This window comes from Nocardia sp. X0981, from assembly GCF_977089955.1.
Genome location: NZ_OZ372435.1, coordinates 5663974 through 5675851 on the forward strand (window position 1 = coordinate 5663974; position 11878 = coordinate 5675851).

Consider the following 11878-nt stretch of genomic DNA (forward strand, 5'->3'; position numbering starts at 1 on the left):
GCACTGCTCCATCTCGATAGGTGCCGCTCACACTACTGGGTCCCTCCGGCCCGCCCGGGCGCGGCCGGAGGTATCAGCCGCGCTGGTACAGACGCTCGACATACTTCGCGATCACGTCGACCTCGAGGTTCACGACGCTTCCGGCGGTGGCTGTGCCCAGGTCGGTGAGACTCAGCGTGGTCGGTATGAGCGACACCTCGAACCAGTCGCGGGTACCGTCGGCGGCTGCGGTATCGGAGCGGCCGAGCCCCGAGACGGTCAGCGAGATACCGTTCACGGTGATGGAGCCCTTCTCCACCACATACTTGGCGATCGGCTCCGGTAACGAGATCCGCACGACCTCCCAGTTGTCGGCGGGGGTCCGGGACAGGATGGTGCCGGTACCGTCGACATGGCCCTGCACGATATGACCGCCGAGCCGGCTGTTGACAGCAGCGGCGCGCTCCAGGTTGACCCGCGCACCGGGCGCGAGATCGCCGATGGCGGACCGGCGCAGCGTTTCCCCCATCACATCGACGGTGAAGGCGTCGTCGATCACGTCGACAACGGTCAAGCAGACACCGTTGACGGCGATCGAATCGCCGTGCCCGGCATCGGAGGTGACCAGTTTGCCGCGGATCGTGAGCCGGGCCGCATCGGCCAGCTGTTCGCGGGCGACGATTTCGCCCAGTTCCTCGACGATGCCCGTGAACATGTCTTCTCCCGTTCGCGTCGGTGTTCCGCATACGGAACGGCGGGAGTGGTCTCGAGTATTCCCAGTTCGCCGTCCACGACCAGACTAGTGGCCTCCGCTCTCTCGCACCCAGGCCGCCGCAGGCCGCCCGGCTCGTCCCGGCCACCCGTATCCACCACGAAGCTGTCGGTCGGAAATTTTCCGGCTCGGCGATGAGCGTCGCTCGACCGCTGACCGTCGCCCTCGATCCGAAAGTGGTCAGCGAGGTCGCCGGCATTGTCCACACCGGCCCTTTTCCCTTCCGAGATCACATCGAAACCTGAAATATTCTTTGATTTGCGGACTCACCACAGCCGCCGCAATATTGTGAGGTGACCGGTCCGCCGCCTCGACCACCCCGCGGCGCGGCCGGGCGCAGCGTCCACACCGCACCGGCCACCGCCGCGGAACACCGTGCGCCACAAGCCCTCACCGCCCACAACTGGATGCGCCCGCGCAGTTCCGGCCGTACGGATCCGTAGCCGGTCGGCGATCCGATGCCCCTCGGGCCGGCCGGGTATCGGTTGTGCCGAGGACAGCGCCGGGCGGCAATCGCGGTATCCCGCACTTCCGGGATGTTTCCCCTACCGGGCACGCCCCCACTCGAGGAAGCCGAACCCGCTATGACCACATTCACCGAGTCCGCCCTGGAACGGCACTGCCGGCGGTATCGGGAGAAGGATCTGCTACCCGCCGAGGTCGACTCCACCGGCCAGCGCATCCTGTTACACGTGGGCGCGACCCACGGCGCCGTCACCATGCCCACCGAACTCGGGGAGCGGGTGCTGCAGCGACTCCGGGCGTCCGGGATCACCGGGCCGGTATTCGCCCACCCTCGGGCCCGCCGCTGGACCTTCCTGACCGGCCCCACCCGTCACGACGTGTTCACCGCCGCCGCGGCCGCCGAACTGTTCCGGCTGTACACCACCGTCGCGGGCACCGGAAGCCAGATCGTGCTGCCCTCGGCCGAGGACGAGCTCAGCGGCTACCGGATCTGGATCGCCGGCCCCGACGCTGTCGGCACCCGCCCGCCACAGGAGGCGGTGATCGACGCGGCACGCGAGAGCGGGCGGCCCTAGGGCTTCCGCGCCGTCACCACCTCCCGGGTGGAGGAATCACCCCCGGGCGTGATGGGCCGAACGCGCCGCGGCGGCCTGCCGGCGCAATTTCTCCACGGTCGCACCGGGATCGTCGGTGTTGTAGACGGCCGACCCGGCGACGAAGCAGTCGATACCGGCCTCCGCCGCCTGTTCGATGGTGTCGGCGTTGATACCGCCGTCGATCTCCACCACCAGCCGCAACTCGCCGGCGTCGACCAGCCGGCGTACCGCCTTCGCCTTGTCCAGCACCTCCGGTATGAACGACTGCCCCCCGAACCCGGGTTCGACGCTCATGACCAGCAGCGTGTCGAAATCACGCAGGATCTCCAGATAGGGCTCGATCGGGGTGTTCGGCTTCACCGAGAGCCCCGCCTTGGCGCCCGCCGCCCGGATGTCCCGGGCCACGGCCACCGGGTCATCGGTGGCCTCGGCGTGGAAGGTCACGTTGTAGGCGCCCGCTTCCGCGTAAGGGGGCGCCCACCGGCCCGGATCCTCGATCATCAGATGGCAGTCCAACGGGATGTCCGTAGCCTTCAGCAGGCTCTGCACCACCGGCAGCCCCAGAGTCAGATTCGGCACGAAATGCGCGTCCATCACATCGACGTGCAGCCAGTCCGCCGAGGAGACCGCCGCGGCTTCCTCGGCCAGTCGCGCGAAATCCGCGGACAGGATGGACGGGGCGATCATCGGGGCCGCGGGACGGGTGAACAGGGGCTCGGACGCAGTCACAGGCGGAGTATAGGGGCGTGTCTCCGGCACCCGGGGCCGAGCCCCTGAGCCTTCGCCCCTCCGGCCCCGACCGGCCCACCCGCGCGTACCGACGCGCCACAACGCTGCCCCCGCCACCTCGCTGTCGACGGCGAGCCATAAACTCACCGTGTGATCAATACTTCGGCGGAACAGGGGATCCACAGCTCCCCGGTGGAGATTCGGGTGGCAGCGTCGGTGACACAGCTGCCGATCGTGCGCGGTCTCGCCGAAACACTGGTCCTGCTCAGCGATTTCACCCTCGACGAGGTGGCGGATATCCGGCTGGCGGTCGACGAAGCCTGTTCCACGCTGATCGGCGTGGCGGCGCCGGAAACGAGTCTGCGCTGCGTGTTCACCATCGGGGACACCGAATTGCGGGTACAGGTGAGCGGAGTGGCCGCACACGAGGGCCTGCCCGACGCGCGCAGTTTCGGCTGGCATGTACTGCGTACGCTCACCGATGCGGTGGACTCCCGGCAAGAGCCTTTCGACCAGCAGGTTTCCGGATATCCGACAACGGTCGTGTTCCGTCGGGTCCGGGGGAAAGCGTAGTGGTCGACCAGGAGAAGCCGCTCGAATCTCCCGACGACGAGCAGGAAACGGACACCGAGGCCGATCTGGAGATCCCTCCTCAGGTGAGCGGGTACGACGATGTCGCCGATCTGTTCACCAGACTCGCGGCCACCGAACCGGAGTCGGCCGCGCACGCGGCCCTGCGCAACGAATTGATCGCGCGCTGCATCCCGCTGGCCGACCATATCGCCCGGAAGTTCAGTGGCCGTGGCGAACCGTTCGACGATCTCACCCAGGTGGCCCGGGTGGGGCTCGTGCACGCGGTGGACCGGTTCGATATCTCCCGCGGCTCGAACTTCCTGTCCTTCGCGGTGCCCACCATCATGGGCGAGGTGCGCCGGTATTTCCGCGACAACACCTGGGCGATGCGGGTGCCACGGCGGGTGAAGGAAACCCATCTGCGAATCGGCGCCGCGGTCGACGCGCTGTCGCAATCGCTGGGGCGCTCCCCCACCGCCAAGGAGATCGCCGCCGAGCTCGATGTCGACCCGGACGAGGTGACACAGGCCGTGATCGCCGGGAACGCCTACCAGCCCACGTCGATCGATGCGGCCTCGGTCGGCCGCGATACCGACGCTTCGCTGCTGGACACGCTCGGCGAGGAGGAAGCGCAGTTCGACCGGGTGGAGGAGTATGTGGCGATCCGGCCGCTGCTGGCGGGCCTTCCGGAGCGGGAACGCCGCATCCTGACCATGCGATTCTTCGAGTCCATGACCCAAACCCAGATCGCGCAGCAGATGGGGATTTCCCAGATGCACGTATCGCGCATTCTCGCCAAGACGCTGGCGCGCCTGCGGGAGCAGTCCGCTCGCGAATAACCGCCCGCGGCGACCTGTTGTGCCCGCTTCGCCGATCGGTCTACTCTCATCAATGAGAGCATGAGTGGGAATTCATCTCAGACGACCATTCCCGTCGGGGCCCGCTTTTCTCCACGAACCAGAGCAACCGATCAGCCGGACCGGCCCGTTGTCCGGCGCTCCTGCGGGTAGCGCGTCGACGACGACGCGGCGGAAGGTGATGTTCATGACCGCTGAAACCATCGCCCGGCAATGCACTCTGTGCGAAGCCCACTGCGGCATCCTGGTGACCGTCGAGAATTCGAAGGTGTCCCGGATCGAAGGTGATCCCGACGATGTGCTGTCCAAGGGATACATCTGCCCCAAGGCCACCGCCATGGCCGGCCTGCACGAGGACCCGGACCGGTTGCGCACCCCGGTGCGGCGCGTGGGTGACCGGTTCGAACCCATCGGCTGGGACGAAGCCTTCCGGGAGGTCGGCGCTCGGCTGCGGCAGATACGGCGCGCGCACGGCCCGCACTCCGTGGGGATGTACCTGGGCAACCCGGCCGCGCACAATTCGGCGATCATGTACGCCTTCGCCCTGCGTGCCGGCCTGATGACGCGCAATTTCTACACCGCCTCCTCCATCGACCAGTTCCCGCAGGAATTCGTGGCCTGGCAGATGTACGGCTCGAACTACCTCATGCCCGTCGCCGATATCGACCGCACGGACCGGCTGGTGATCATCGGCGCGAACCCAGCGGTCTCCAACGGCTCGGTCACCACCATGCCCGGCGCCAAGAACCGCATCAAAGAGGTACGGGCCCGCGGCGGAAAGGTCGTGGTGATCGATCCACGACGCACCGAAACCGCTCGGCTGGCGGACGAACACATCTCGGTACTCCCCGGCGGCGACCCCTACCTCCTGCTGGCCGTACTGCATGTGCTGCTCACCGAGGATCTGTGCGACCGGACCGCGGTCCACGCCCAATGCGGCGGCCTCGGTGAACTACGCGAACTGGTCGCCGATTTCACGCCGGAGGAGGCCGCCCCGCACGCCGGGGTCGACGCCGATACCATCCGCCGGCTGGCCCGGGAACACGCCGCGGCGAAATCGGCGGTCGTGTACGCGCGCATCGGCGTCTGCCAAACTCTCACCGGCACGCTCACCCACTGGCTGGTCAACACCATCAATGCCGTCACCGGCAACCTCGACCGGCCCGGCGGCCAGATGTACGCCACACCCGCGGTCGACCTGCTGCCGCTGGCCCGGCGGGTACCACCGTTCTACGGCGCCTGGACCGATCGCTCCGGAAAGTACAAATCGTTCCGCTTCGAACTGCCGGTGGCGGCGCTGGCAACCGAAATCCTCGACGAGGGACCGGAACAGATCCGCGCCATGATCACCTACGCCGGCAACCCGGTACTGTCCACTCCGCAACGTGGACAACTCGACAAAGCACTGAGTTCACTGGACTTCTATGTGGCGGTGGACATGTACATCACCGAAACCACCCGGCACGCCGACATCATCCTGCCGCCGCTGTCCCCGCTCGAACGCGAAGATCTCGACATCCTGCTCACCATGTTCAGCGTGCGCAACAACATTCGCTACAACGCGCGGGCGGTCGAGCCGGACGAGGAAGGCCTCGAGGACTGGGAGATCATGGCACGGCTGACCACCGAAATCCTGCCGCTGCCCCTGCGTTCGCTCACCGGCCGGGCCCTCGACGCGGTATTCGCCCGGTTCAGTCCGATGCGGGCGGCGGCGCTCGGTATGGCGATGGGCCCGCACGGGGTGCTGCGCCGCGGCCGCAAGGGCGTGACCCTGCGAAAAGTACGCGCGGCGCGCGGCGGAATCGACCTGGGACCGCTGCGCCCGCGGCTGCGCTCCCTCATCACCACCGACGACCGCAAGGTCGCGCTGGCACCGGCCCGATTCGTCGCCGAGGCACGCCGCCTCATCGACGAGGCCCGCGATACGGTCGCGCCGGCCGAGGGCAGCTACGATCTGCGCCTCATCGGACGACGACACCTGCGCAGCAACAATTCCTGGCTGCACAACGTACCGGCCATGGTGAAAGGCCGGGCCCGGTGCACCGCGCTGATGCACCCGCGGGACGCGACCGCGCGCGGCCTGTCCGACGGTGCCGAGGCCACGATCAGCTCATCCATCGGATCCATCGTCGTACCGGTGGAGATCAGCACCGATATCCGGCCCGGTACGGTCGCGATCCCGCACGGGTGGGGTCACCGGGAACCGGGAGTCGGCTGGAAGGTGGCGGCCTCACTGCCGGGGGCCAATGTCAACCTCCTGCACGATCCGGAGCAGGTGGACCGGATCTCGGGCAACGCGGCGGTGAACAGCACCTGGGTCAAGGTGGAAGCTGTATCCATGGCGGCGCCGCGGGGTTGAGCCGTTGTGGCGTTGTGCTCCGGCCCAACCCGCCCACCGGAGGCTGGACGAACGAACACACCTACCTCGGTTTGCGCAGGGCGGCCACGAACATGGCGTCGGTACCGTGCCGATGCGGCCACAGCTGGGCGGCGGGGCCCGCGCCGAGCCCGGTGACGCCGGGCAGCAGGGGGCGGGCGTCCAGTTGCTCGGCTCCGGTGCGGCGGACCGTATCCGCTACCACGGCAACGGTTTCCGGTAGGTGCGGGGAGCACGTGGAGTACACCACCACCCCGCCGGGGCGTAGCAGCTCCCAGGCGGCGGTCAGCAACTGGCGCTGCAGGGCGGTCAGGTCGGCGATATCGGCGGGTGTGCGGCGCCAACGGGCCTCGGGACGGCGGCGCAGCGCGCCCAGACCGGTGCACGGGGCATCGACCAGGATCCGGTCGTAGCCGGGGGTGAGACCACTGTCGCGGCCGTCGGCGATATGGACGTCGACCGGCATACCGCGGGTGGCCGTGCGGACCAGTTCGGCGCGGTGGGGTGCCGGTTCCACCGCATCCACCCGGTAACCGTCGATATCGGCGAGCGCGCCCAGCAGCGCGGTTTTCCCGCCCGGGCCCGCGCACAGATCCAGCCAGCGGCCGCCGTCCGCGCCGTGCAGCGGCGCCCGGGTGAGCGCGAGCGCTACGAGCTGGCTGCCCTCGTCCTGAACGGCGGCCATCCCCTCCCGCACCGGTTCCAGTGCGCCCGGGTCACCCCCTTCCAGATAGACGGCGTAGGGCGACCAGCGCCCCTCCTCCCCTCCGGTGACCAGCGCCAGTTCCTCGGCGGTGATCTCGCCGGGACGCGCCACCAGATGCACCACCGGGCGGGCGTCGTCGGCGGCGAGCAGGTCTCGCAGTTCACCGGCCTCGGTACCCAGCGCATCGGCGAATGCCCGGGCGATCCATTCCGGATGCGCGTATTCGAAGGCGAGCCGGCCGATCGGGTCCGCCGGGGCCAGCCGCCGCACCCATTCCTGCGGCGTCCGCTCGGTGACCCGCCGCAGTACAGCGTTCACGAATCCGGCCCGGCCCGTACCGGATTCGGCGCGGGCGAACTCGACCGAGGTGTGCACCGCGGCATGCGATTCGATCCGGGTGCGCAGAAGCTGGTAGACGCCGAGACGCAGGATGTCCAGTAGTGGGCCGTCGATCTCCGTGATGTCGCGCCCAGCGCAGTCGGCGATCACCGCGTCCAGCATGCCGAGCGTGCGGCAGGCACCGTAACCGAGTTCGGTGGCCAGGGCGGCGTCGCGTCCCTGCACCGCGTATTCCCGTAGGAGCGCCGGAAGGACCAGATTGGCGTACGCATCCCGGTCGCGCACCGCACGCAGGGTTTCCAGTGCGACGCGCCGGGCCGGATCAGCGGTCGCGCCGGAGCGCGCCGGGGCGGTGCCGCGACCGCTTCGCGCCGGGCCCGGCGCATCGGTAGAGCGGCCACCGCCGCGGGCCCGCCGCTCCGGCGGCTTCCGCCGGGCGTCACCGCGGGTACGGCGTTCACCCCGTCCACCCTCCGCCGGCCCGGTGTCCCTACCGCCCGCGGACGGCGCCTGCCCACGGCCGGACCGGGCACCCGCGTCGCGGGTCTCGCGCTCCCGGCCGCCGCGCGTCTCACGGCCACCGGAGCCGCCCGCTCCGGCGCGCCGGTTCCCTCCGGCGCCCCGCCGACCGGATCCGGAACGGGTGCCGCCGGAATCCTGCGGATCGGGCCGGGTTCTCCCCTCGGCCGCTTTCCCGTGGTTTCGCGACCGTGCCGGAGACTCCGCGCCGGAATCACCTCCGGCGGTACGACGCGCACCCGAGCGCTCACCTCGGGTTCCGGCCGCCCCACCGCGGCCCGGGGCATCGCCGCGCCCGGCAGGTTCGTCGCCGCGGCCGCGCCGTTCCGGGCCGACCGCACCGGACCGATCGGACACGCTTCGGTCCGTCCCGCGCGGGGGTCCCTGCGGCGTATCCGCCGAGCGGTCCGGTTCCGGGCCGCCGGGTCGCGCATCCGGCTTCGGGTAGCGGCGGAATCCGCGGGGCCGATCGCCCGCCGAACCGGTCATTCGGCCACCGTGCCGGGCTCCAGGCGCGCGCCGCGCGCCCAGTCCAAGGCGGCCATCACGCGTTTACCTTGGGGCTGGACTCTGTCCAGTCGTACCGCGGTGGTGGCGGTACCGATGTATACGCCGGTCTTGCGCACATCGATATGGCGTTCCGGCAGCACGTCCTCGGCCAGTTCCACCGGACCGAGCTTGAGGCGGGTACCGGCCACCGTGGTCCACGCCCCGGGGAAGGGAGTCACCGCCCGGATCGCCCGGCCGACCGCCAGTGCCGGTTGGTCCCAGCGCACCTGCGCCGCCTCCACGGTGATCTTGGGTGCGTAGGAGATACCGTCGACGGGCTGCGGAACCGCCTGCAGCGTCCCGTCCTCGACCCCGTCGAGGGTCTGTTCGAGCAGCGCGGCACCGCTGTCGGCGAGCCGTTCCAGCAGCGCTCCCGCGGTATCGGTGACGCCGATCCGCTCGGTCACCACACCGTAGACGGGTCCGGTGTCCAGCCCGGTCTCGATCCGGAAGGTGGACGCCCCGGTGATCTCGTCGCCGGCCGCGATCGCCGCCTGGACCGGCGCGGCGCCGCGCCAGGCGGGCAGGAGCGAGAAATGGAGGTTGATCCAGCCGTGGCGGGGGATATCGAGTACCTCGGCGGGTAACAGCGCCCCGTAGGCGACCACCGGACAGCAGTCGGGCGCCAGCTCCGTGAGAACCTCGGCGAATTCCGGTTCGGCGGGTTTCCTGGGTGTGAGCACCGGGATACCGTGCTCGTCGGCGAGCTGCCCCACCGGGGAACGTTTCAGTTTGCGGCCCCGCCCGGCCACCGCGTCCGGCCGGGTCACCACGGCGACCACCTCGTGCCGGGATTCCAGGAGCCGCCGCAGGGACGGTACGGCCGGTTCGGGGGTGCCGGCGAAGACGACGCGCATCAGCGACCTCGCTCGGCCAGCGCACGACTCGGCCGCACGGTGATACCGGCGGTGAACCAATCGGATTCACGGATGGCGCGCATGGCTTCTTTACGCAGCGGTGGATCCAGCCGGTCGATGAACAGGATGCCGTCCAGATGGTCGGTTTCGTGCTGGACACAACGCGCCAGCAACCCCTCGGCCTCGAATTCCACCGGAGCGCCGTGCATATCGACGCCGGTGGCACGCACCCGCAGCGCCCGCCGCGTGTCGTGGTTCACTCCGGGAATCGACAGGCAACCTTCCGGACCGATCTGCTCCGCCTCGCCGAGTGCGGTCCAGACGGGATTGATCAGATGACCGCGCGCATCGTGGGTGTCGTAGACGAAGACCCGCAGGCCCACACCGATCTGCGGGGCGGCCATCCCGACCCCGCCGTCGTCGTACATGGTGTCGGTCAGATCGGTCACCAGCTGCCGCAGCTCGGGGCCGAATTCGGTGACCTCCGCCGCGCGGGCTCGCAGGATGGGATCGCCGAAGAGGCGAACGGACTGGACGGTCACGGCAGCTCCCGAAGACAGGTGGCAGGGCAGGAATAGTTCATTCTAGTGACCCGCGAGGCGCCGCTACCCACCCCGCACCGCACCCGGGCGGAGCACCGCCGCGGGGCCCGCGGCACTCAGATATTGCCGCCGATGATCACTTGCGGGACACCGGCGCCGAGCGGGACCGGCACGCAGACCGGCTCCGGCGCGTGCACCGGGTCCAAGGCTTCGAGCAGCAGACCGATGACGAAGGGGTCGTACACCATGTGGAAGTGCCCGGTGAGATCGACAGGGCACCGGTCCTGGACGACGATGTTCTGCGCGCCGGGCCCGCGCAACGCGATATTGGAGAACGGCTGGATCATCTCGTCGACCCGGCTGCCGATCGTCACGTACCGGACTCCCGGCACGGTATCGCCGCCCGCGTTGAGTTCCCGCATGAACGGCGAGTCCTGCGCCTGCTGGACCGCGGCCACCGACAGCGCCCGCGCGGCCAGGTCCAGGGCGCCGGGGATCCGTTGCGCGAGGGGAACCAGCCCGTACATGACGCCGCCGTAGGTGGGTGAGGCAAGCCCCACCCAGGTCCCGACCGCGGGCGCGCCGCCGAGTTTGTTGATGTAGTAGCGGGTGACGGTGGCGCCCTGGGAGAACCCCACCAGGTCCACCTGATGAGCCCCCGTCGCCGCCCGCACCTCGGTGACGAACGCGGCGAGCTGGTGGGCGCTCAGCACGATGTCCTCGGTGCCGAAACTCACCGCACCCGGTTTACCGCCGTAGTTGAGCGCGAAAACGCAGTACCCCTGCCCCACCAGCCGGGGCCCGATGACCGACCAGTCGGTGTAGGCACTGGCATCGGTGCCATGGGCGAGGACGACCGGTCGCGGATGCGCGGCATCCGGGACACAGGAGAAGTCGTTGACGCCCTGGGGTACCGCGTCGGGATGCGATTTCATGTACAGCGCCGCACCCAGATGATCCGGTTGCGGCGGAGCCGGATCGGCGGGAATCACCGGCGGCAGATAACCGGGCGGCTGAGCGGCCCCGTGCGCGGTCCCGAACACCACCGCCCCGACCAGTACGACGACCACGGTCACCATGCGCAGCAGCCCGCGGCGTTGTGAACCGTCCCGCCCCGTCGGCCATCGATATTGTTCCATGCCACAATCTTCCACCCTGGCGGCAGGGTAGAGCAGCGAGGGTCGCGGTTTTCACCACCCCGTTACTTTTCGAAGGTGTCGTCTCCGGCGAGAATGCGGTACAAGGATTTCCGCGCTTCGGTGAGCACCTCGGCCGCCTTGGCCGCTTGGTCCGGCGTACCGACGGCGGCCACCTGCGCGACCGCGCCCATGAGCGGCGGGATCAGGGCGCGCAGATCACTGGTGTGCGCCCCCACCCCCTCCTTCACCTCGGTCCAGGGATCACCGAGTTCCTCCCGGTGTTCGGCGATATAGGCGGTACCCGCCTCCGTCAACTGCGCGGTTTTGCGGCCCGCGACCTTCTCGATCGTGATGAGTCCTTCGTCCTCCAACTGGGACAGCGCGGGATAGATGGACCCCGGACTGGGCCGCCAGAGATCGTCGCTGCGCTCCCGGATCCGCTGGATCAGTTCGTAGCCGTGCATAGGGCGCTCGGTGAGCAGTAGCAGCACCGCGGCCCGTACGTCGCCGCGGCGACCCCGGCCGCCACGGCCCCGGCCGCGCCCGAATCCAGGGCCGAACCCGGGGCCGAAACCCGGATCGAAGCCGGGACCGAAAACCGGCCCGAACCCGGGCGGACCGCCGTGCCGGAATCCGGCCCCGCCGGGACCGCATTCCGCGTCCGGGCGATGGCGGCGGTTCCACCGCCCCCGGCCCTTGCGGAACTCCGCGTTCTCCATGTTCTCCATAGCAGCCTCCTCAGCCACTCGATCTACTTTATTAGTATCGACGATATATCGTCAATCTATCCAGGGCAAGGGCCGCTCGAGGATTTCGAAAAACGCCGCATAGCAGCGGCCGTCGGGCACGGCTGCGCGAACTCCCTACCGACCTCGGACG

General features: G+C 69.3%; 10 protein-coding genes and 1 pseudogene. 4 read left to right on the plus strand and 7 right to left on the minus strand.

The features are described from left to right. Window positions 1-73: 73 nt before the first annotated feature. Window positions 74-694 (minus strand): riboflavin synthase, encoded by a 621-nt coding sequence (locus tag ACYR7D_RS25000; RefSeq protein WP_459546961.1) that lies wholly within the window; start codon window positions 692-694, stop codon window positions 74-76. A 641-nt stretch (window positions 695-1335) separates the two neighbouring features. Here ACYR7D_RS25000 and ACYR7D_RS25005 point away from each other — a divergent pair. Beyond that, window positions 1336-1791, plus strand: coding sequence for a hypothetical protein (locus tag ACYR7D_RS25005; RefSeq protein WP_459546962.1), 456 nt, complete (start codon window positions 1336-1338; stop codon window positions 1789-1791). A 36-nt stretch (window positions 1792-1827) separates the two neighbouring features. Here ACYR7D_RS25005 and rpe read toward each other — a convergent pair whose 3' ends face one another. Next, window positions 1828-2499: a ribulose-phosphate 3-epimerase gene (gene rpe / locus ACYR7D_RS25010; protein WP_459550281.1), complete on the minus strand. Its 672-nt coding sequence runs from the start codon at window positions 2497-2499 to the stop codon at window positions 1828-1830. Window positions 2500-2691: 192 nt separating this feature from the next. Here rpe and ACYR7D_RS25015 point away from each other — a divergent pair, with 192 nt between their 5' ends. The 3 genes from ACYR7D_RS25015 (at window position 2692) to ACYR7D_RS25025 (ending at window position 6330) form a co-directional block, all read left to right on the plus strand. Further along, on the plus strand, window positions 2692-3114 hold the full coding sequence (locus ACYR7D_RS25015) for an ATP-binding protein (protein WP_459546963.1): 423 nt from the start codon (window positions 2692-2694) through the stop codon (window positions 3112-3114). Between the two features lie 65 nt (window positions 3115-3179). After that, window positions 3180-3953: a SigB/SigF/SigG family RNA polymerase sigma factor gene (locus ACYR7D_RS25020; RefSeq protein WP_459550282.1), complete on the plus strand. Its 774-nt coding sequence runs from the start codon at window positions 3180-3182 to the stop codon at window positions 3951-3953. A 205-nt stretch (window positions 3954-4158) separates the two neighbouring features. Beyond that, entirely contained in the window at window positions 4159-6330 is a 2172-nt protein-coding gene (locus tag ACYR7D_RS25025; protein ID WP_459546964.1) for a molybdopterin oxidoreductase family protein, read from the plus strand. Between the two features lie 61 nt (window positions 6331-6391). Here the strand turns inward: ACYR7D_RS25025 and ACYR7D_RS25030 are convergent. From ACYR7D_RS25030 to ACYR7D_RS25050, 5 genes and pseudogenes are all read right to left on the minus strand, one after another. Continuing rightward, window positions 6392-7825, minus strand: a pseudogene (locus ACYR7D_RS25030) (RsmB/NOP family class I SAM-dependent RNA methyltransferase); the annotation flags it as partial. Between the two features lie 572 nt (window positions 7826-8397). Then, window positions 8398-9318 carry a methionyl-tRNA formyltransferase gene (gene fmt / locus ACYR7D_RS25035; RefSeq protein WP_459546965.1) on the minus strand — a complete coding sequence of 307 codons (921 nt, stop codon included), beginning with the start codon at window positions 9316-9318 and terminating at the stop codon, window positions 8398-8400. Further along, on the minus strand, window positions 9318-9860 hold the full coding sequence (def, locus tag ACYR7D_RS25040; RefSeq protein WP_459546966.1) for a peptide deformylase: 543 nt from the start codon (window positions 9858-9860) through the stop codon (window positions 9318-9320). Before def ends, fmt begins: the two co-directional genes overlap by 1 nt. Window positions 9861-9976: 116 nt before the next feature. Continuing rightward, window positions 9977-10999 (minus strand): esterase/lipase family protein, encoded by a 1023-nt coding sequence (locus ACYR7D_RS25045; protein ID WP_459546967.1) that lies wholly within the window; start codon window positions 10997-10999, stop codon window positions 9977-9979. Window positions 11000-11061: 62 nt separating this feature from the next. Beyond that, the gene (locus tag ACYR7D_RS25050) at window positions 11062-11718 is read right to left on the minus strand and encodes a PadR family transcriptional regulator (RefSeq protein WP_459550283.1); all 657 of its coding nucleotides are present in this window, start codon (window positions 11716-11718) and stop codon (window positions 11062-11064) included. Between the last annotated feature and the right edge of the window lie 160 nt (window positions 11719-11878).